This window comes from Streptomyces sp. MH60 (assembly GCF_002939385.1).
Classification (GTDB): domain Bacteria; phylum Actinomycetota; class Actinomycetes; order Streptomycetales; family Streptomycetaceae; genus Streptomyces.
The window spans coordinates 1-20,342 of sequence record NZ_MULI01000106.1 but is presented as its reverse complement, the minus strand read 5'-3'; the positions used below and the strand labels follow the sequence as shown (position 1 = coordinate 20,342).

19 protein-coding genes are annotated in these 20,342 nt (G+C 71.6%); 18 read left to right on the top strand and 1 reads right to left on the bottom strand.

The genetic code is table 11. The features are described 5' to 3' along the window. From BZZ08_RS35400 to nusB, 4 genes are all read left to right on the top strand, one after another. A partial coding sequence (locus BZZ08_RS35400) for an AAA family ATPase (RefSeq protein ID WP_104636282.1) occupies window positions 1-668 on the top strand: 668 nt, incomplete at its 5' end. Window positions 669-847: 179 nt separating this feature from the next. Beyond that, window positions 848-1,954: an aminopeptidase P family protein gene (locus BZZ08_RS35395; protein ID WP_104636280.1), complete on the top strand. Its 1,107-nt coding sequence runs from the start codon at window positions 848-850 to the stop codon at window positions 1,952-1,954. A gap of 63 nt (window positions 1,955-2,017) precedes the next feature. Next, window positions 2,018-2,584, top strand: coding sequence for an elongation factor P (gene efp / locus BZZ08_RS35390; protein ID WP_087810360.1), 567 nt, complete (start codon window positions 2,018-2,020; stop codon window positions 2,582-2,584). A gap of 2 nt (window positions 2,585-2,586) precedes the next feature. Next, window positions 2,587-3,015: a transcription antitermination factor NusB gene (gene nusB / locus BZZ08_RS35385; RefSeq protein ID WP_104636279.1), complete on the top strand. Its 429-nt coding sequence runs from the start codon at window positions 2,587-2,589 to the stop codon at window positions 3,013-3,015. A 108-nt stretch (window positions 3,016-3,123) separates the two neighbouring features. Here nusB and bldD read toward each other — a convergent pair whose 3' ends face one another. After that, window positions 3,124-3,627, bottom strand: coding sequence for a transcriptional regulator BldD (gene bldD, locus BZZ08_RS35380; RefSeq protein ID WP_003977337.1), 504 nt, complete (start codon window positions 3,625-3,627; stop codon window positions 3,124-3,126). 297 nt (window positions 3,628-3,924) lie between these two features. Here bldD and pyrR point away from each other — a divergent pair, with 297 nt between their 5' ends. The 14 genes from pyrR to BZZ08_RS35310 all read left to right on the top strand — a co-directional run. Beyond that, window positions 3,925-4,494: a bifunctional pyr operon transcriptional regulator/uracil phosphoribosyltransferase PyrR gene (gene pyrR / locus BZZ08_RS35375; protein ID WP_104636278.1), complete on the top strand. Its 570-nt coding sequence runs from the start codon at window positions 3,925-3,927 to the stop codon at window positions 4,492-4,494. 114 nt (window positions 4,495-4,608) lie between these two features. Then, a complete protein-coding gene (locus BZZ08_RS35370; protein WP_104636277.1) occupies window positions 4,609-5,589 on the top strand; it encodes an aspartate carbamoyltransferase catalytic subunit in 981 nt (326 codons plus the stop codon). A 4-nt stretch (window positions 5,590-5,593) separates the two neighbouring features. Continuing rightward, window positions 5,594-6,880: a dihydroorotase gene (locus BZZ08_RS35365; RefSeq protein ID WP_104636276.1), complete on the top strand. Its 1,287-nt coding sequence runs from the start codon at window positions 5,594-5,596 to the stop codon at window positions 6,878-6,880. Beyond that, window positions 6,877-7,452: a PH-like domain-containing protein gene (locus BZZ08_RS35360; protein ID WP_104636275.1), complete on the top strand. Its 576-nt coding sequence runs from the start codon at window positions 6,877-6,879 to the stop codon at window positions 7,450-7,452. Before BZZ08_RS35365 ends, BZZ08_RS35360 begins: the two co-directional genes overlap by 4 nt. Further along, window positions 7,449-8,591, top strand: a complete 1,143-nt coding sequence (carA, locus tag BZZ08_RS35355) for a glutamine-hydrolyzing carbamoyl-phosphate synthase small subunit (protein ID WP_104636274.1) — start codon at window positions 7,449-7,451, stop codon at window positions 8,589-8,591. Before BZZ08_RS35360 ends, carA begins: the two co-directional genes overlap by 4 nt. Beyond that, window positions 8,584-11,892: a carbamoyl-phosphate synthase large subunit gene (gene carB, locus BZZ08_RS35350; RefSeq protein ID WP_104636273.1), complete on the top strand. Its 3,309-nt coding sequence runs from the start codon at window positions 8,584-8,586 to the stop codon at window positions 11,890-11,892. Before carA ends, carB begins: the two co-directional genes overlap by 8 nt. Window positions 11,893-11,970: 78 nt before the next feature. After that, the gene (locus BZZ08_RS35345) at window positions 11,971-13,077 is read left to right on the top strand and encodes a quinone-dependent dihydroorotate dehydrogenase (RefSeq protein ID WP_104636272.1); all 1,107 of its coding nucleotides are present in this window, start codon (window positions 11,971-11,973) and stop codon (window positions 13,075-13,077) included. Next, window positions 13,074-13,919, top strand: coding sequence for an orotidine-5'-phosphate decarboxylase (pyrF, locus tag BZZ08_RS35340; protein WP_198601879.1), 846 nt, complete (start codon window positions 13,074-13,076; stop codon window positions 13,917-13,919). Before BZZ08_RS35345 ends, pyrF begins: the two co-directional genes overlap by 4 nt. Window positions 13,920-14,142: 223 nt before the next feature. Further along, window positions 14,143-14,466, top strand: a complete 324-nt coding sequence (locus BZZ08_RS35335; RefSeq protein ID WP_003977346.1) for an integration host factor — start codon at window positions 14,143-14,145, stop codon at window positions 14,464-14,466. A 37-nt stretch (window positions 14,467-14,503) separates the two neighbouring features. Continuing rightward, window positions 14,504-15,097 carry a guanylate kinase gene (gene gmk, locus BZZ08_RS35330; RefSeq protein ID WP_104636271.1) on the top strand — a complete coding sequence of 198 codons (594 nt, stop codon included), beginning with the start codon at window positions 14,504-14,506 and terminating at the stop codon, window positions 15,095-15,097. Between the two features lie 71 nt (window positions 15,098-15,168). Next, window positions 15,169-15,441 carry a DNA-directed RNA polymerase subunit omega gene (gene rpoZ, locus BZZ08_RS35325; protein WP_003977348.1) on the top strand — a complete coding sequence of 91 codons (273 nt, stop codon included), beginning with the start codon at window positions 15,169-15,171 and terminating at the stop codon, window positions 15,439-15,441. A 136-nt stretch (window positions 15,442-15,577) separates the two neighbouring features. Continuing rightward, window positions 15,578-16,780 carry a bifunctional phosphopantothenoylcysteine decarboxylase/phosphopantothenate--cysteine ligase CoaBC gene (gene coaBC / locus BZZ08_RS35320; protein WP_104636270.1) on the top strand — a complete coding sequence of 401 codons (1,203 nt, stop codon included), beginning with the start codon at window positions 15,578-15,580 and terminating at the stop codon, window positions 16,778-16,780. A gap of 239 nt (window positions 16,781-17,019) precedes the next feature. Further along, the gene (gene metK, locus BZZ08_RS35315; protein ID WP_104636269.1) at window positions 17,020-18,243 is read left to right on the top strand and encodes a methionine adenosyltransferase; all 1,224 of its coding nucleotides are present in this window, start codon (window positions 17,020-17,022) and stop codon (window positions 18,241-18,243) included. A 124-nt stretch (window positions 18,244-18,367) separates the two neighbouring features. Further along, a partial coding sequence (locus tag BZZ08_RS35310; RefSeq protein WP_104636268.1) for a primosomal protein N' occupies window positions 18,368-20,342 on the top strand: 1,975 nt, incomplete at its 3' end.

Genomic DNA, 20,342 nt, shown 5'->3' with positions numbered 1-20,342 from the left:
CCCCCGCCCCGCCCGCGCCGGACACCACCGGGCATGTGCCGCTGCCGCCCGGCGGCCCGGTGGCCGTGCCCGCCGTGCCCCCCGCCACGGCCGCCGCGCCCGACCCCACCACGACCACCCTCGCGGTGCTGCTCATCGGCCCCGCGGGCGCGGGCAAGACCAGCGTGGCCAAGTACTGGGCGGACCACCGCCGGGTCCCCACCGCGCACATCAGCCTCGACGACGTCCGTGAATGGGTCCGCTCCGGCTTCGCCGACCCCCAGACCGGGTGGAACGAGCACTCGGAGGCGCAGTACCGCCTCGCCCGCCGCACCTGCGGCTTCTCCGCGCGCAACTTCCTCGCCAACGGCATCTCCTGCATCCTCGACGACGCGGTCTTCCCGGACCGCCCGGTCGTGGGCCTCGGCGGCTGGAAGCGGCACGTCGGCCCCGGCCTGCTCCCGGTCGTGCTCCTGCCGGGCCTCGACATCGTCCTGGAGCGCAACGCCGAACGCAGCGGCAACCGACGCCTCACCGACGAGGAGGTCGCCCGCATCCACGGCCGCATGGCCGGCTGGTACGGCTCCGGCCTCCCCATCATCGACAACTCCCAACTCGACATCCCGGAAACCGCCCACCTCCTCGACGAGGTCCTCTCCCGCTCGATAGCCAGCCCCCCGAACTGGTAGACGCCGTGCAGGGCAGCGCCCCCAAGGGGCGCGGGGAACTGCGCGACCAGCCCCCACCGGCCGGTCGGACGCCACACAATGACAAGCCCCCACCCCACTTGGCGCACCCCGCATCCCCGCCCCCGCCCACTCGGCCCACCCAAGCGGCACACCCACCGGCGGAGCCATACGCTCGGCTCATGTCAGAGGTCTACGCGGCCCGCCGGACGCGCCTACGGGAACGCTGCAACGCGGGCGGCAGCGCGGCGGCGCTCGTCTCCCGGCCCGCCAACGTGCGCTATCTCGCGGGCGCCGCCCCGCACGGCGCCGTGCTGCTCCTCGGCAGGACCGAGGACCTGCTGGTCTGCTCGGGCCCGCCCGACGACCGGCCGGCCGAGGGCCGCCCCGACGAGTCGCTCCAGGTCCGCACCCTGCCCGGCCCGGGCGGTGATCCGGCCGTCACGGCCACCGGCCTCGCCGCGGACCAGGGCGCCGAGTCCCTCGCCACCGAGGACCACCACCTCACCGTGGTCCGGCACCGCGCCATGCGCTCGGTCGCGCCGACGCTGCGTCTGACGGACCTCGGTCAGGCCGTGGAACAGCTCCGGGTCGTCAAAGACGAGGAGGAGATCTCCTGCCTGCGCATCGGCGCCGAGATCGCCGACCAGGCGCTCGGCGAGCTCCTGGAGTCCATCCTGGTCGGCCGCACCGAGCGGCACCTCGCCCTGGAGCTGGAACGCCGCCTCGTCGACCACGGCGCTGACGGCCCCGCCTTCCCCACCTCCGTCGGCACCGGCCCGAACTCGGGACGCCGCGGCCACCGGCCCACCGACCGCCGGGTGGAGGAGGGCGACTTCCTCTCCGTGTGCCTGGGCGCGACGTACCGCGGCTACCGCTGCGAGATCGGCCGTACGTTCGTCATCGGCACCTCGCCGGCCGACTGGCAGATCGAGCTGTACGACCTCGTCTTCGCCGCCCAGCGGGCCGGACGCGAGGCCCTCGCACCCGGCGCCGCCTGCCGTGATGTGGACCGTGCGGCCCGCCAGGCACTGGACTCGGCGGGGTACGCGGAGAACCTCCCGGCACTCACCGGTCACGGTGTCGGACTCGAAATCGACGAGGACCCTCAGTTGGCCCCCGCGGCCATGGGTAAACTGGACGCTTGTGTGCCGGTCACCGTCGAACCGGGGGTCCACCTCCCGGGCCGGGGCGGGGTCCGGATCGATGACACGCTCGTCGTGCGCCCCGAGGCGGACGGCGGACCCGAGCTACTCACCATCACGACCAAGGAGCTGCTCGCGCTCTAGCCTCGCGCTGCGCGAACGCTCCCGGGTCGTCCACGTCAGTCCAGTCCAGGAGATTCCGCAACCGTGGCTTCCACGAACGACCTCAAGAACGGCCTGGTGCTCAAGCTCGAAGGCGGCCAGCTCTGGTCCGTCGTCGAGTTCCAGCACGTCAAGCCCGGCAAGGGCCCGGCCTTCGTGCGCACCAAGCTCAAGAACGTGCTTTCCGGCAAGGTGGTCGACAAGACCTTCAACGCCGGCGTCAAGGTCGAGACGGCCACTGTCGACAAGCGTGACATGCAGTTCTCGTACATGGACGGCGACTACTTCGTCTTCATGGACATGGAGACGTACGACCAGCTGATGATCGACCGCAAGGTCGTCGGCGACGCCGCCAACTTCCTCATCGAGGGCTTCGAGGCCACCGTCGCGCAGCACGAGGGCGAGGTGCTCTTCGTCGAGCTGCCGGCCGCCGTCGAGCTGACCGTCCAGGAGACCGAGCCCGGCGTCCAGGGCGACCGCTCCACCGGCGGCACCAAGCCCGCCACCCTGGAGACCGGTCACCAGATCAACGTCCCGCTCTTCATCACCACCGGTGAGAAGATCAAGGTCGACACCCGTACGAGCGACTACCTCGGCCGGGTGAACAGCTAACCGTGGCTGCTCGCAACACGGCCCGCAAGCGCGCCTTCCAGATCCTCTTCGAGGGTGACCAGCGCGGCGCCGACGTCCTGACGGTGCTCGCCGACTGGGTCCGGCACTCCCGGTCCGACACCCGGCAGCCGCCGGTCAGCGAGTACACGATGGAGCTGGTCGAGGGCTACGCCGAGCGCGCCAAGCGCATCGACGAGCTGATCGCCCAGTACTCGGTCGACTGGACGCTGGACCGGATGCCGGTCGTCGACCGCAACATCCTGCGTCTGGGCGCGTACGAGCTGCTCTGGGTCGACGCGACCCCGGACGCCGTCGTCCTGGACGAGATGGTGCAGCTGGCGAAGGAGTTCTCCACCGACGAGTCGCCCGCGTTCATCAACGGCCTGCTGGGCCGGCTGAAGGACCTCAAGCCCTCGCTGCGCCGCGAGTAGCCCCACGAGCCGTGCCCGCGCCGCACACACGCAAGAAACCGCCGGGGTGGCCGGAACCGAAAGGTTCCGGCCACCCCGGCGGCACGTTTCTGCTGAGGCGGTGGGGGCTCAGAGCTCGTCGTGGGACGCCACCGCGCGACGCGCGTCCGCGTCCAGGACGCCCCAGCTGATCAGCTGCTCGGTGAGGACCGAGGGCGACTGGTCGTAGATGACGGCGAGTGTGCGCAGGTCGTCCTGGCGGATCGAGAGCACCTTGCCGTTGTAGTCACCGCGCTGCGACTGGATCGTGGCCGCGTACCGCTGGAGCGGGCCCGCCTTCTCGGCCGGCACGGTGGCCAGCCGCTCCAGGTCCAGGACCAGCTTCGGCGGCGGCTCGGCGGCACCGCCGGGGGTGGTGCCCGGCAGCAGCTCCTGCACGGGGACGCCGTAGAAGTCCGCCAGCTCGGCGAGGCGCTGCACGGTCACGGCACGGTCGCCGCGCTCGTACGAACCGACCACGACGGCCTTCCAGCGGCCCTGGGACTTCTCCTCGACACCGTGGAGGGAAAGGCCCTGCTGGGTGCGGATGGCCCGGAGCTTGGCCCCGAGCTGTTTGGCGTATTCGCTGGACATATGGCTCCCCGGACAAGGTGTCGACGCGGCAGGCTCTGTTGTCGGCCGCGCGGCTGGTAACTCACTGTGAGGTTACGCAGCGTTACTCTCCTGCGTCAAGCCGAATGGTCCGCACCGACTCTTCCGTGGTATTCGCCGCCGGTTAGGCCGAGTGGGTGATCGGGGTGCGGCAGAAGAGTGACGGGGGAGTGTCAGGGGGGTCATCGGAGAGGTTCTGTGGGCCTGCTACCGTAGATGGCGCATATCCGACGTCCTTTAAGATCCGTCCCGTGAGGCGGAGAAGGGGGTCCGTTTCGTATGGACACGCAGCAGGATGCCCGGCCCGTTCTCGAAGGGCCCGACATCGCGCGGGTACTGACCCGCATCGCCCACGAGATCGTCGAACGCGCCAAGGGCGCCGACGACGTGGTGCTCCTCGGCATCCCGACCCGCGGCGTCTTCCTCGCCCGGCGGCTCGCGGACAAACTGGAGCAGATCACCGAGCGCACGATGCCGGTCGGCTCGCTCGACATCACCATGTACCGCGACGACCTGCGCATGCACCCGCCGCGCGCGCTGGCCCGCACCGAGATCCCCGGTGACGGCATCGACGGCCGCCTCGTCGTCCTCGTCGACGACGTGCTCTTCTCCGGCCGCACCATCCGCGCCGCCCTCGACGCGCTGAACGACATCGGCCGCCCGCGCGCGGTGCAGCTCGCCGTCCTCGTCGACCGCGGCCACCGCGAACTGCCCATCCGCGCCGACTACGTCGGCAAGAACCTCCCGACGTCGCTGCGGGAGACGGTCAAGGTCCAGCTCGCCGAGGAGGACGGTCGCGACACCGTGCTGCTCGGTGCCAAGCCGGACGCCCCGGGCGCCCACCCGTAGCACCTCGCGTACGCACCCACCCGTGCCGTACGCCTGTTCGGCGCGCCTCCGCGCGCGCCCGGCCGCCCGAATTATCCCGCTCTTCCGCATGACTCGCCCTACGGAGCCTGACAGATGCAGCGTCATCTCATCTCGGCCGCCGACCTCACCCGCGACGACGCCGTCCTGATCCTCGACACCGCCGAGGAGATGGCCCGGGTCGCGGACCGGCCGATCAAGAAACTGCCCACCCTGCGCGGCCGTACCGTCGTGAACCTCTTCTTCGAGGACTCCACCCGGACCCGGATCTCCTTCGAGGCCGCCGAGAAGCGCCTGTCCGCGGACGTCATCAACTTCACCGCCAAGGGCTCCAGCGTCTCCAAGGGCGAGTCCCTCAAGGACACCGCCCAGACCCTGGAGGCGATGGGCGTCGACGCCGTCGTCATCCGGCACAGCGCGTCCGGCGCCCCCTACCGCCTGGCCACCTCCGGCTGGATCGACGCCGCCGTGGTCAACGCCGGGGACGGCACCCACCAGCACCCCACCCAGGCCCTGCTCGACGCCTTCACCATGCGCCGCCGGCTGGTCGGCCGCGACGCCGGGCTCGGCAAGGACCTGGACGGCCGCCGGATCACCCTCGTCGGCGACATCCTGCACAGCCGCGTCGCCCGCTCCAACGTCGACCTGCTGCACACCCTCGGCGCCGAGGTCACCCTCGTCGCCCCGCCCACCCTGCTGCCCGTCGGCGTCGAGACCTGGCCCTGCGAGGTCTCCTACGACCTCGACTCCGCGCTGCCCAAGTCCGACGCGGTGATGCTGCTGCGCGTGCAGCGCGAGCGGATGAACGCCGCGTTCTTCCCCACCGAGCGCGAGTACTCCCGCCGCTACGGCCTCGACGGCGACCGCATGGCGAAGATGCCCGACCACGCCATCGTGATGCACCCCGGCCCGATGGTGCGCGGCATGGAGATCACCGCCGAGGTCGCCGACTCCGACCGCTGCACCGTCGTCGAGCAGGTCACCAACGGTGTCTCCATCCGGATGGCCGTCCTCTACCTGCTGCTCGGCGGCAACGAGCCCGCCGTGTCCCACGCCCGCCCCACCGAGGAGAAGTAAGACGATGAGCAAGACCCTGATCCGCGGTGCGAAGGTGCTCGGCGGCGAGCCGCAGGACGTGCTGATCGACGGCGCCGTCATCGAGGCGGTCGGCCGGAACCTGTCCGCCGAGGGCATGGAGGTCGTCGAGGCGGACGGCAAGGTGCTGCTGCCCGGCCTGGTCGATCTGCACACCCACCTGCGCGAGCCCGGCCGCGAGGACTCCGAGACCGTCCTGACCGGCACCCGCGCGGCCGCGAGCGGCGGCTACACCAGCGTCTTCGCCATGGCCAACACCTTCCCCGTCGCCGACACCGCCGGCGTCGTCGAGCAGGTCTGGCGGCTCGGCCAGGAGTCCGGCTACTGCGACGTGCAGCCCATCGGCGCCGTCACCGTCGGGCTGGAGGGCGCCAAGCTCGCCGAGCTGGGCGCCATGCACGAGTCCGCGGCCGGCGTCACCGTCTTCTCCGACGACGGCAAGTGCGTCCACGACGCCGTGATCATGCGCCGCGCCCTGGAGTACGTGAAGGCCTTCGGCGGCGTCGTCGCCCAGCACGCCCAGGAGCCCCGGCTCACCGAGGGCGCCCAGATGAACGAGGGTGTCGTCTCCGCCGAGCTGGGCCTCGGCGGCTGGCCCGCCGTCGCCGAGGAGTCGGTCATCGCCCGGGACGTGCTGCTCGCCGAGCACGTCGGCTCCCGCGTCCACATCTGCCACCTGTCGACCGCCGGGTCCGTCGAGATCGTCCGCTGGGCCAAGTCCCGCGGTATCGACGTCACCGCCGAGGTCACCCCGCACCACCTCCTCCTCACCGACGAGCTGGTCCGGTCGTACAACCCGGTCTACAAGGTCAACCCGCCGCTGCGCACCGAGCGCGACGTCATGGCCCTGCGCGAGGCGCTCGCCGACGGCACCATCGACATCGTCGCCACCGACCACGCCCCGCACCCGCACGAGGACAAGGACTGCGAGTGGGCCGCCGCCGCCATGGGGATGGTGGGCCTGGAGACCGCGCTGTCGGTGGTGCAGGCGACCATGGTGGACACGGGCCTGCTGGACTGGGCCGGCGTCGCCGACCGGATGTCCTTCAAGCCCGCGCAGATCGGACAGGCCACCGGACACGGCCGACCCGTCTCGGCTGGTGAGCCCGCCAACCTCACCCTCGTCGAGGAGGCATACCGTGGCCAGGTGGACCCCGCGGGCTTCGCCTCGCGCAGCCGCAACACCCCCTACGAGGGGCGTGAGCTGCCGGGCCGTGTGACGCACACGTGGCTGCGGGGCAAGGCCACGCTCGTCGACGGGAAGCTCACGTGACATCTGTAGCACCGGTAATCCTGCTGGCCGCCGAGAAGGAATCGGCGGAAGTGACCGACTGGGCCGCCCGCGTCGGCTGGGTCGTCGGCCTCGGCCTCTTCGTCGCGCTCGTCTACTGGCTGATGCGCGAGGGCTGGAAGTGGCGCGGCACGCTCCAGGGCGACCTCCCCCAGCTGCCTGGCACGCCGGACGACCCGGGACCGGCGAAACTGGTGCTGAGCGGTCGCTACCACGGTTCCACCACCGCCGGACAGTGGCTGGACCGCATCGTCGCGCACGGCCTGGGCACCCGCAGCCGGGTCGAGCTGACCCTGACCGACGCGGGACTGGACGTCGTACGCCCCGGCGCCGCCGACTTCTTCGTCCCCGTCGCCGCGCTGCGCGAGGCCCGGCTCGACAAGGGCATCGCCGGCAAGGTCCTCACCGAGGGCGGCCTGCTGGTCGTCACCTGGGCGCACGGCGACAAGCTGATCGACTCCGGCTTCCGCTCCGACCACGCGGCCGAGCACAACGCATGGGTCGACACCCTGAACGACATGATCAACAAGACGGAAACGGAAGGCGCACGATGACGACCTCCAGCAGGGGAGCCCACCGGACTCCCGCCGTACTCGTCCTGGAGGACGGCCGGATCTTCCGCGGCCGTGCCTACGGGGCCGTGGGGGCCACCTTCGGCGAAGCGGTGTTCTCCACCGGCATGACCGGCTACCAGGAGACCCTCACCGACCCGTCGTACCACCGCCAGGTGGTCGTCATGACCGCCCCGCACGTCGGCAACACCGGGATCAACGACGAGGACATGGAGTCCAAGAAGATCTGGGTCTCCGGCTACGTCGTCCGCGACCCCGCCCGGGTGCCCTCCAGCTGGCGCTCGACGCGCACGCTGGACGAGGAGCTGGCCGCCCAGGGCGTCGTCGGCATCTCCGGCATCGACACCCGCGCCCTCACCCGCCACCTGCGCGAGCGCGGCGCCATGCGCGTCGGTATCTTCTCCGGCCAGGCGCTGCCCGACGAGGGCACCCTGCTCACCGAGGTCCGCCAGGCCCCCGAGATGAGCGGCGCCGACCTGTCCGCCGAGGTCGCCACCACCGAGGCGTACGTCGTCCCGGCGATCGGCGAGAAGAAGTTCACCGTCGCCGCCGTCGACCTCGGCATCAAGGGCATGACCCCGCACCGCATGGCCGAGCGCGGCATCGAGGTGCACGTCCTGCCCGCCACCGCCACCGTCGACGACGTCTACGCCGTCGACCCGGACGGCGTGTTCTTCTCCAACGGCCCCGGCGACCCGTCCACCGCCGACCACCCGGTCTCCGTCATGCAGGGCGTCCTGGAGCGCGGCACCCCGCTGTTCGGCATCTGCTTCGGCAACCAGATCCTGGGCCGCGCGCTCGGCTTCGGCACCTTCAAGCTGAAGTACGGCCACCGCGGGATCAACCAGCCGGTGCAGGACCGTACGACCGGCAAGGTCGAGGTCACCGCGCACAACCACGGATTCGCCGTCGACGCCCCGCTCGACCAGGTCTCCGACACCCCCTACGGCCGCGCCGAGGTCTCCCACGTCTGCCTCAACGACAACGTGGTGGAGGGGCTCCAGCTCCTCGACCGGCCGGCCTTCAGCGTCCAGTACCACCCCGAAGCGGCGGCCGGCCCGCACGACGCCGCCTACCTGTTCGACCGCTTCGTGAAGCTCATGGAGGGCCAGCGTGCCTAAGCGCACCGATATCCAGTCCGTCCTGGTCATCGGCTCCGGCCCGATCGTCATCGGCCAGGCCGCCGAGTTCGACTACTCCGGCACCCAGGCGTGCCGCGTGCTCAAGGCCGAGGGCCTGCGCGTCGTCCTGGTGAACTCCAACCCGGCGACGATCATGACCGACCCGGAGATCGCCGACGCCACCTACGTCGAGCCGATCACCCCCGAGTTCGTCGAGAAGATCATCGCCAAGGAGCGACCCGACGCGCTGCTGCCCACCCTGGGCGGCCAGACCGCGCTGAACACCGCCATCTCGCTGCACGGCAACGGCGTCCTGGAGAAGTACGGCGTCGAGCTGATCGGCGCCAACGTCGAGGCCATCAACAAGGGCGAGGACCGCGACCTGTTCAAGGAGGTCGTCGAGGAGGTCCGCAAGAAGATCGGCCACGGCGAGTCCGCCCGGTCCTACATCTGCCACTCCATGGACGACGTCCTCAAGGGCGTCGACGCGCTCGGCGGCTACCCCGTCGTCGTCCGCCCCTCCTTCACCATGGGCGGCGCCGGCTCCGGCTTCGCCCACGACGAGGAGGAGCTGCGCCGCATCGCCGGGCAGGGCCTCACCCTCTCGCCGACCACCGAGGTGCTCCTGGAGGAGTCCATCCTCGGCTGGAAGGAGTACGAGCTGGAGCTGATGCGCGACAAGAACGACAACGTCGTGGTCGTCTGCTCCATCGAGAACTTCGACCCCATGGGTGTGCACACCGGCGACTCGATCACCGTGGCGCCCGCCATGACGCTCACCGACCGCGAGTACCAGACCCTGCGCGACGTCGGCATCGCGATCATCCGCGAGGTGGGCGTCGACACCGGCGGCTGCAACATCCAGTTCGCGGTGAACCCCGAGGACGGTCGGGTGATCGTCATCGAGATGAACCCGCGCGTGTCGCGCTCCTCGGCGCTGGCCTCCAAGGCGACCGGCTTCCCCATCGCCAAGATCGCCGCCAAGCTCGCCGTCGGCTACACCCTCGACGAGATCCCGAACGACATCACGCAGGAGACCCCGGCCTCCTTCGAGCCGACCCTCGACTACGTGGTCGTCAAGGCCCCGCGCTTCGCCTTCGAGAAGTTCCCGAGCGCCGACTCCACCCTCACCACCACCATGAAGTCGGTCGGCGAGGCCATGGCCATCGGCCGCAACTTCACCGAGGCCTTCCAGAAGGCGCTGCGCTCGCTGGAGAAGAAGGGCAGCCAGTTCACCTTCGTCGGCGAGCCCGGCGACAAGAAGGCGCTGCTCGAAGAGGCCGTCCGGCCCACCGACGGCCGGATCAACGCCGTCATGCAGGCCATCCGCGCGGGCGCCACGCCCGAGGAGGTCTTCGAGTACACGAAGATCGACCCCTGGTTCGTCGACCAGCTCTTCCTGATCAAGGAGATCGCCGACGAGCTGGCCGCCGCCCCCGAACTGACGAGTGAACTGCTCGCGGAGGCCAAGCGGCACGGCTTCTCCGACCAGCAGGTCGGCGAGATCCGCGGGCTGCGCGAGGACGTCGTCCGCGAGGTCCGCCACGCGCTCGGCATCCGCCCGGTCTACAAGACGGTCGACACCTGCGCCGCCGAGTTCGCCGCGAGGACGCCGTACTTCTACTCCTCCTACGACGAGGAGACCGAGGTCGCGTCGCGCGAGAAGCCGGCCGTCATCATCCTGGGCTCCGGGCCGAACCGCATCGGCCAGGGCATCGAGTTCGACTACTCCTGCGTCCACGCCTCCTTCGCGCTGTCGGACGCCGGGTACGAGACCGTGATGGTCAACTGCAACCCGGAGACCGTCTCCACCGACTACGACACCTCCGACCGGCTGTACTTCGAGCCGCTCACCCTGGAGGACGTCCTGGAGATCGTCCACGCGGAGCAGCAGGCGGGTCCGGTCGCGGGCGTGATCGTCCAGCTCGGCGGCCAGACCCCGCTGGGCCTGTCCCAGGCGCTCAAGGACAACGGCGTGCCGGTCGTCGGCACCTCGCCCGAGGCCATCCACGCCGCCGAGGACCGCGGCGCCTTCGGGCAGGTCCTGGCGCAGGCCGGGCTGCCGGCCCCCAAGCACGGCACCGCCACCACCTTCGCCGGGGCCAAGGCCATCGCCGACGAGATCGGCTACCCGGTCCTGGTGCGGCCCTCCTACGTCCTCGGCGGCCGCGGCATGGAGATCGTCTACGACGAGACCCGCCTCGAGGCGTACATCGCCGAGTCGACCGAGATCAGCCCGTCCCGGCCGGTCCTGGTCGACCGCTTCCTGGACGACGCCATCGAGATCGACGTCGACGCCCTGTACGACGGCGAGGAGCTGTACCTCGGCGGCGTCATGGAGCACATCGAGGAGGCCGGCATCCACTCCGGCGACTCGGCGTGCGCCCTGCCCCCGATCACGCTGGGCGGCTTCGACATCAAGCGGCTGCGCGCCTCCACCGAGGGCATCGCCAAGGGCGTCGGCGTGCGCGGTCTGATCAACATCCAGTTCGCGCTGGCCGGGGACATCCTCTACGTCCTGGAGGCCAACCCGCGCGCCTCGCGCACCGTCCCCTTCACCTCCAAGGCGACCGCGGTGCCGCTGGCCAAGGCCGCCGCCCGCATCTCGCTGGGCGCGACCATCGCCGAACTGCGCGCCGAGGGCCTGCTCCCGGCGAACGGCGACGGCGGCACCCTGCCGCTGGACGCGCCGATCTCCGTCAAGGAGGCCGTGATGCCGTGGTCCCGCTTCCGGGACATCCACGGCCGCGGCGTCGACACGGTGCTGGGCCCGGAGATGCGCTCCACCGGCGAGGTCATGGGCATCGACTCCGTCTTCGGCACGGCGTACGCCAAGTCGCAGGCGGGCGCGTACGGGCCGCTGCCGACCAAGGGCCGCGCCTTCATCTCGGTCGCCAACCGCGACAAGCGCTCGATGATCTTCCCGGCGCGCGAGCTGGTCGCGCACGGCTTCGAGCTGATGGCCACCTCCGGCACCGCCGAGGTCCTCAAGCGCAACGGCATCAACGCCACCGTCGTGCGCAAGCAGTCCGAGGGCACCGGCCCGAACGGCGAGAAGACCATCGTGCAGCTGATCCACGACGGCGAGGTCGACCTCATCGTCAACACCCCGTACGGCACCGGCGGCCGCCTCGACGGCTACGACATCCGGACGGCGGCCGTGGCCCGCTCCGTGCCCTGCCTGACCACGGTCCAGGCACTGGCGGCGGCGGTGCAGGGCATCGACGCCCTCAACCACGGCGACGTGGGAGTGCGCTCACTCCAGGAACACGCCGAATTCCTGACCGCGGCCCGCGACTAGCAGCCCCGAGGGGGACACCGGAAACGGTGTCCCCCTCTTCATGAGCCCCAGCGCACCACAGAGGCTTCACGAGGACACATGTACAAGATCTTCTTCAAGCTCGTCTTCTCCCGCATGGACCCGGAGCAGGCCCACCACCTCGCCTTCCGCTGGATCCGCCTGGCCGTCCGCGTCCCCGTCCTGCGCACCTTCGTCGCGGCCGCGCTGGCGCCCCGCTTCGCGGAACTGCGCACCGAGGCCCTCGGCCTGCGCATGCACGGCCCCTTCGGGCTCGCCGCCGGCTTTGACAAGAACGCGGTCGCTATCGACGGCATGGCGATGCTCGGCTTCGACCACGTCGAGATCGGCACCGTCACCGGCGAGCCCCAGCCCGGCAACCCCAAGAAGCGGCTGTTCCGCCTGGTGGGCGACCGGGCGCTGATCAACCGCATGGGCTTCAACAACGACGGCTCACTGGCCGTCGCGGCCCGGCTGGCCTCCCGTACGCCCGTCCTGCGGACCGTCGTCGGCGTCAACATCGGCAAGACGAAGGTCGTCCCGGAGGAGGAGGCCGTCGGCGACTACGTGAAGTCCGCCGAGCGGCTGGCCCCGCACGCCGACTACCTGGTCGTCAACGTCTCCTCGCCCAACACGCCCGGCCTGCGCAACCTCCAGGCCACCGAGGCGCTGCGCCCGCTGCTGAGCGCGGTCCGCGAGGCCGCCGACCGCGCGGTGACCGCCCGGCGTGTCCCGCTGCTGGTCAAGATCGCGCCGGACCTCGCCGACGAGGACGTGGACGCGGTCGCCGACCTGGCCGTGGAGCTGGGCCTGGACGGCATCATCGCCACCAACACCACCATCGCCCGCGAGGACCTCGGGCTGACCTCCTCGCCCGCCCTCGTCGGGGAGACCGGCGGGCTGTCCGGCGCCCCCCTCAAGGCACGGTCCCTGGAGGTGCTGCGCCGCCTCTACGCGCGCGTGGGCGACCGGATCACCCTGGTGGGCGTCGGCGGCGTCGCGACCGCCGAGGACGCCTGGGAGCGCATCCTGGCCGGTGCCACGCTGGTCCAGGGCTACAGCGCGTTCATCTACGAAGGGCCCTTCTGGGGCCGAGCCATCCACAAGGGGCTCGCCGCGCGCCTGCGGCAGAGCCCGTACGCCACCCTCGCCGACGCGGTCGGCGCCGACGTAAGGAAGCACTCATGACGGTGATGGAGCCCTTCGGCGCCCGGCTGCGCCGCGCGATGGACGAGCGCGGTCCGCTGTGCGTCGGCATCGACCCGCACGCCTCCCTGCTCGCCGAGTGGGGCCTGAACGACGACGTGGCCGGCCTTGAGCGCTTCAGCCGCACCGTCGTCGAGGCGATGGCCGACCGGGTCGCCGTCCTCAAGCCGCAGAGCGCCTTCTTCGAGCGCTTCGGCTCGCGCGGCGTCGCCGTGCTGGAGAAGTCGGTCCAGGAGGCGCGCGCGGCCGGCGCGCTGGTCGTGATGGACGCCAAGCGCGGCGACATCGGCTCGACCATGGCCGCGTACGCCGAGTCGTTCCTGCACAAGGACGCCCCGCTGTTCTCGGACGCGCTGACCGTCTCCCCCTACCTCGGCTACGGCTCCCTGAAGCCGGCCGTCGACCTGGCGCGCGAGAGCGGCGCGGGTCTGTTCGTGCTGGCGCTGACCTCCAACCCGGAGGGCGGCGAGGTCCAGCGGGCCGTCCGGGAGGACGGGCGCAGCGTCGGGGCGACGATGCTGGCGCACCTGGCCGCCGAGAACGCGGGGGAGGAGCCGCTGGGCTCCTTCGGCGCGGTGGTCGGTGCCACCCTCGGCGACCTGTCCTCGTACGACCTGGGCATCAACGGTCCGCTGCTGGCGCCGGGCATCGGTGCCCAGGGGGCCACGCCCGCGGATCTGCCGCGCGTGTTCGGTGCGGCGGTGCGCGACGTGGTGCCCAACGTCAGCCGGGGTGTCCTTCGTCACGGACCCGATGTGGCCGCGTTGCGGAGGGCCGCGGACCGTTTCGCGGGGGAGATCCGGACCGCGGTCACGGCGTCCTGACTCTGGATACATCCTCAAATCCGAGGGAGTATGTCCTAAATGTCCGTCCTGACGGAGGCTGACCAGGACTTTTCCGCTGTTCTCGCTGACTCTGGCGGACTTGACCGCTAGTCTCCGTCGAGAGTCAACGGGCAAGCGTGTTGCTCGTGGCTCACCAGGTGAGGGGCGACTAGGTTCCTCACCGGTCCGTATCCGACAGTTCGACATCCGAGGTGACGTAGGCGTGGCTCTTCCGCCCCTTACCCCTGAACAGCGCGCAGCCGCGCTCGAAAAGGCCGCCGCGGCTCGCCGGGAGCGGGCCGAGGTCAAGAATCGACTCAAGCACTCCGGCGCCTCCCTCCACGAGGTCATCAAGCAGGGTCAGGAGAACGACGTCATCGGCAAGATGAAGGTCTCCGCCCTCCTCGAGTCCCTGCCGGGCGTGGGCAAAGTCCGCGCCAAGCAGATCATGGAGCGACTGGGCATCTCCGAGAGCCGCCGCGTGCGCGGTCTCGGGTCCAACCAGATCGCGTCCCTGGAGCGCGAGTTCGGCAGCACCGGCAGCTGAGTCCGGACCACTCCGGGATTGCTGGAATAATCGCTGCATGGCTGCAACACCCCGGGGGACGTCCCCCGTACCCCCGGACGCACGTCCGCGGCTGACCGTGCTCTCCGGCCCCTCGGGGGTCGGCAAGAGCACGGTCGTCGCCCATATGCGCAAGGAACACCCCGAGGTATGGCTGTCGGTCTCGGCGACGACCCGCAGCCCCCGCCCCGGCGAGCAGCACGGCGTCCACTACTTCTTCGTCAGCGACGAGGAGATGGACAAGCTGATCGCCAACGGCGAGCTGCTGGAGTGGGCCGAGTTCGCCGGCAACCGCTACGGCACGCCGCGCACGGCCGTACTGGAGCGCCTGGAGGCCGGTGAGCCGGTCCTCCTGGAGATCGACCTCCAGGGAGCGCGGCAGGTCCGCGAGTCCATGCCCGAGGCCCGGCTGGTGTTCCTGGCCCCGCCCTCCTGGGACGAGCTGGTGCGCAGGCTCACCGGCCGGGGCACCGAACCGCCCGAGGTGATCGAGCGCCGCCTCGCCGCGGCCAAGGTCGAGCTGGCGGCCGAGCCGGAGTTCGACCAGACCCTGGTGAACACCTCGGTCGAGGACGTGGCGCGCGAGCTGCTAGCCTTGACGAACGTCGTGTGATCGCCACTGGTCACCCTGTGGCCGTCCTGGTCATCCCGACTGAATCTTTCCCATCCATCGGAAGGTAGAGCGTGTCCTCTTCCATCTCCGCGCCCGAGGGCATCATCAACCCGCCGATCGACGAGCTCCTCGAGGCCACGGACTCGAAGTACAGCCTCGTGATCTACGCGGCCAAGCGGGCCCGCCAGATCAACGCGTACTACTCGCAGCTCGGCGAGGGCCTCCTCGAGTACGTCGGTCCGCTCGTCGACACCCACGTCCACGAGAAGCCGCTCTCGATCGCCCTGCGCGAGATCAACGCGGGGCTGCTGACCTCCGAGGCCATCGAGGGCCCGGCGCAGTAGTACCAGCAGCATCGGCGGTAATATCTTCAGCCTTACGCTGACTTATCCACAGGCCCGGCAGCCCGACTGTCGGGCCTGTGGTGTGTGATGGGACGTACGCGCAGTCCGAGCGCGGCATCCGAACCGGGGAGAGACGGTGGACAAGCCCAAGGTCGTTCTGGGGGTCAGTGGCGGCATCGCCGCGTACAAGGCCTGTGAGCTGCTGCGCAGACTCACCGAGTCCGGGCACGAGGTCCGGGTCGTCCCCACCGCCTCCGCACTGCACTTCGTCGGCGCCGCCACCTGGTCCGCCCTGTCCGGCAACCCCGTGTCGACCGAGGTGTGGGACGACGTCCACGAGGTCCCGCACGTGCGCATCGGCCAGCACGCCGACCTGGTCGTCGTCGCCCCGGCCACCGCCGACATGCTCGCCAAGGCGGCCCACGGCCTGGCCGACGACCTGCTCACCAACACCCTGCTCACGGCCCGCTGCCCGGTGGTCTTCGCCCCCGCCATGCACACCGAGATGTGGGAGCACCCGGCCACCCAGGAGAACGTGGCGACGCTGCGCCGGCGCGGCGCCGTGGTCATCGAGCCCGCCGTCGGCCGCCTCACCGGCGTCGACACCGGCAAGGGCCGGCTGCCCGACCCGGGCGAGATCTTCGAGGTCTGCCGCCGGGTCCTCGCCCGCGGGGTGCGCGAGCCCGACCTCGCCGGACGGCACGTCGTGGTCAGCGCCGGCGGCACCCGCGAGCCCCTCGACCCGGTCCGCTTCCTCGGCAACCGCTCCTCCGGCAAGCAGGGCTACGCCCTCGCCCGCACCGCGGCCGCCCGCGGCGCCCGCGTCACGCTCGTCGCGGCGAACACGTCGATGCCGGACCCGGCCGGCGTGGACGTGGTGCCGGTCGGCACGGCGGTGGAGCTGCGCGAGGCGATGCTGCGCGCCGCGGCGGACGCCGACGCCGTCGTCATGGCCGCGGCGGTGGCCGACTTCCGGCCGGCGACCTACGCCACCGGGAAGATCAAGAAGAAGGACGACCGGGAACCCGAGCCGATCACCCTGGTGCGTAATCCGGACATCCTCGCGGAGATCTCCACGGCCCGGGCCCGCTCCGGGCAGGTGATCGTCGGCTTCGCCGCCGAGACCGACGACGTCCTGGCCAACGGCCGCGCCAAGCTGAAGCGCAAGGGCTGCGACCTCCTCGTGGTGAACGAGGTGGGGGAGCGCAAGACCTTCGGCTCCGAGGAGAACGAGGCGGTGGTCCTGGGCGCCGACGGCAGCGAGACGCCGGTCGCCCACGGCCCGAAGGAAGCCCTGGCCGACACGGTCTGGGACCTCGTCGCCCGGCGGCTGGAGTGAATGACCCATTTGCTCGAAGGAGCCGCGAAGACGACGCATTCGAGCGTGGCGCCCCTGGCCAAGGGCGCTTCCTTCTGGGCAGAATGCCCGTGCCGCAGGTCACAGCCCTCCCGAGAGCTGAGACAGGTGGGCCCGCGGCAGAGTGCGACCGATAAACTGTTCTCGGACGTCGCCGGGTGCAGCTCCCCGTGCCGTCCACAAATGATCAGCCAGCAGCCGCTGCAACCCCAGGGAGCGTTGTGTCCCGTCGCCTGTTCACCTCGGAGTCCGTGACCGAAGGTCACCCCGACAAGATCGCTGACCAGATCAGCGACACGATTCTCGACGCGCTTCTGCGTGAGGACCCGACCTCCCGGGTCGCCGTCGAAACCCTGATCACCACCGGTCTGGTGCACGTGGCCGGCGAGGTCACCACCAAGGCCTACGCGGACATCGCCAACCTGGTCCGCGGCAAGATCCTGGAGATCGGTTACGACTCCTCCAAGAAGGGCTTCGACGGCGCCTCCTGCGGCGTCTCGGTCTCCATCGGCGCCCAGTCCCCGGACATCGCGCAGGGCGTCGACACGGCGTACGAGAGCCGGGTCGGGGGCGCCGCCGCAGGCGACGACACCGACGAGCTGGACCGCCAGGGCGCCGGCGACCAGGGCCTGATGTTCGGCTACGCGTCCGACGAGACGCCGACGCTGATGCCGCTGCCGGTCTTCCTGGCGCACCGCCTGTCCAAGCGACTGTCCGAGGTCCGCAAGAACGGCACCATCCCCTACCTGCGCCCGGACGGCAAGACCCAGGTCACCATCGAGTACGACGGCGACAAGGCGGTCCGCCTGGACACGGTCGTCGTCTCGTCCCAGCACGCGAGCGACATCGACCTGGAGTCGCTGCTGGCCCCGGACATCAAGGAGTTCGTCGTCGAGCCGGAGCTGAAGGCGCTCCTGGAGGACGGCATCAAGATCGACACGGAGAACTACCGTCTCCTGGTCAACCCGACCGGCCGTTTCGAGATCGGCGGCCCGATGGGCGACGCCGGCCTGACCGGCCGCAAGATCATCATCGACACCTACGGCGGCATGGCCCGGCACGGCGGCGGCGCCTTCTCCGGCAAGGACCCGTCGAAGGTCGACCGCTCCGCGGCGTACGCGATGCGCTGGGTCGCCAAGAACGTCGTGGCCGCGGGTCTCGCCGCGCGCTGCGAGGTCCAGGTCGCCTACGCCATCGGCAAGGCCGAGCCGGTCGGTCTGTTCGTGGAGACCTTCGGCACCGCCAAGGTCGAGCCCGAGAAGATCGAGAAGGCGATCGACGAGGTCTTCGACCTGCGCCCGGCCGCCATCATCCGCGACCTCGACCTGCTGCGCCCGATCTACGCCCAGACCGCGGCGTACGGGCACTTCGGCCGTGAGCTGCCCGACTTCACCTGGGAGCGCACCGACCGCGTGGACGCGCTGCGCGAGGCGGCGGGTCTGTAAGCACCAGGGCGCGGTGCGCCCGACGGGCAGGTGACGAGGCCCGGTGCCCCCGAGGGGGCGCCGGGCCTCGCCGCATGCTCCCTGCCCCGGCCGTGCTGTCAGTGGTCTTTGCGAGAATGCAGGCGTGAGCAGCGAGAACGGACCGGAGCAGGACGACGCGCAGGACGCGCCGCCCGAGCAGCTCGCGCTCATCCGGGAGACCGTGCGCAAGGCGAAGACCCCGCGGGCCAAGCCGCGCACCTGGCGCGGAGCCGCGCTCGCCAAGGAGCTGCCGGTCGCCAGGGTCCTGGTCGACAAGGGCGTGCTCCACCTCGACCGGTACTTCGACTACGCCGTGCCCGAGGAGCTGGACGCCGAGGCCCAGCCCGGTGTGCGGGTGCGGGTGCGCTTCGGCGCCGGACGGCACCGGGTGCGGGACGGGCGGCGCGAGGGCGGCGGGCTCATCGACGGCTTCCTCGTCGAGCGGCTCGCCGAGTCCGACTACCCGGGGCCCCTGGCGGCACTGGCCCAGGTGGTCTCGCCCGAGCGGATCCTCGACGAGGAGCTGCTCGGCCTCGTCCGGGCGGTCGCCGACCGGTACGCGGGCAGCGTCGCGGACGTCCTCCAGCTCGCCGTACCCCCGCGCAACGCCCGCGCCGAGAAACGGGCCTCGCCGCAACCGCTGCCCGCACCGCCGGTCCCCGAGCCGGGGTCGTGGGCGCGCTACGAGCAGGGGGCCGCGTTCGTGGCGGCCCTCGCGTCCGGTGGCGCCCCGCGCGCGGTGTGGAACGCGCTGCCGGGGCCGGAGTGGACCGAGGAGCTCGCGCGGGCCGTCGCGGCGACGCTGGCCTCCGGCCGGGGCGCCCTCGTGGTCCTGCCGGACGGCCGGGCGGTCGCCCGCGCCGACGCCGCGCTCACCGCGCTGCTCGGCGAGGGACGGCACGCGGTGCTCACCGCCGACGCCGGTCCCGAGAAGCGGTACGCGCAGTGGCTCGCGGTGCGCCGGGGCGCCGTACGGGCCGTGATCGGGACCCGCGCCGCCATGTTCGCGCCGGTGCGGGACCTCGGTCTGGTCGCCCTGTGGGACGACGGCGACGACAGCCACAGCGAGCCGCACGCCCCGCAGCCGCACGCCCGCGAGGTGCTGCTGCTGCGCGCCGCGCAGGACCGGTGCGCCTTCCTGCTGGGCGGCTGGAGCTGCACCGTGGAGGCGGCCCAGCTCGTGGAGACCAGCTGGGCCCGGCCGCTGGTCGCCGCGCGGGAGCAGGTACGGGCCACCGCGCCCCTGGTGCGGACCGTGGGGGACCGGGACCTGGCCCGGGACGAGGCCGCCCGCGCCGCCCGGCTGCCGACCCTCGCCTGGCAGGCCGTCAGGGACGGGCTGCGGCACGGGCCGGTGCTCGTGCAGGTGCCCCGGCGGGGTTACGTACCGCGGATGGCCTGCGCGGCGTGCCGGACACCCGCGCGGTGCCGGCACTGCTCGGGCCCCTTGGAGGGGCAGGAAGCCGGATCCGCGCTGCGGTGCGGCTGGTGCGGGCGCGAGGAGAGCGCCTGGCACTGCCCGGAGTGCGGGGCCTTCCGGCTGCGGGCGCAGGTCGTGGGTGCCCGGCGCACCGCGGAGGAGCTGGGGCGGGCCTTTCCCGCCGTGCCCGTGCGCACCTCCGGGCGGGAGCACGTGCTGGACACCGTGTCCGAGGCCCCGGCGCTGGTCGTGAGCACGCCGGGGGCCGAACCCGTGGCCGAGGGCGGTTACGCGGCGGCACTGCTGCTCGACGGCTGGGCGATGCTCGGCCGTCCCGATCTGCGCGCCGGTGAGGACGCGTTGCGGCGCTGGCTGGCCGCCGCCGCCCTGGTGCGCCCGCAGGGCGTCGGGGGCACCGTCGTCGCGGTCGCCGAGCCGACCCTGCGGCCGGTGCAGGCGCTGGTGCGCTGGGACCCCGTCGGCCACGCGCTGCGGGAGCTGGCCGAACGGGCCGAGCTGGGCTTTCCGCCGGTGTCGCGGATGGCGGCCGTGGCGGGGCCGGCGGAGGCGGTGACCGGCTTCCTCGACGCGGTCGACCTGCCGCGCGAGGCCGAGGTGCTCGGACCGGTGCCCCTGCCGGTCACGGCACCGGGGCGGC

Excerpts from the sequence above, each read along its gene's own strand:
- carA (WP_104636274.1), top strand. The coding sequence starts at position 7,449 with ATGACGACCTCCAGCAGGGGAGCCCACCGGACTCCCGCCGTACTCGTC.
- BZZ08_RS35345 (WP_104636272.1), top strand. The coding sequence starts at position 11,971 with ATGTACAAGATCTTCTTCAAGCTCGTCTTCTCCCGCATGGACCCGGAG.
- BZZ08_RS35395 (WP_104636280.1), top strand. The coding sequence starts at position 848 with ATGTCAGAGGTCTACGCGGCCCGCCGGACGCGCCTACGGGAACGCTGC.
- gmk (WP_104636271.1), top strand. The coding sequence starts at position 14,504 with ATGGCTGCAACACCCCGGGGGACGTCCCCCGTACCCCCGGACGCACGT.
- pyrR (WP_104636278.1), top strand. The coding sequence starts at position 3,925 with ATGGACACGCAGCAGGATGCCCGGCCCGTTCTCGAAGGGCCCGACATC.
- BZZ08_RS35370 (WP_104636277.1), top strand. The coding sequence starts at position 4,609 with ATGCAGCGTCATCTCATCTCGGCCGCCGACCTCACCCGCGACGACGCC.
- BZZ08_RS35365 (WP_104636276.1), top strand. The coding sequence starts at position 5,594 with ATGAGCAAGACCCTGATCCGCGGTGCGAAGGTGCTCGGCGGCGAGCCG.
- bldD (WP_003977337.1), bottom strand. The coding sequence starts at position 3,627 with ATGTCCAGCGAATACGCCAAACAGCTCGGGGCCAAGCTCCGGGCCATC.
- pyrF (WP_198601879.1), top strand. The coding sequence starts at position 13,074 with ATGACGGTGATGGAGCCCTTCGGCGCCCGGCTGCGCCGCGCGATGGAC.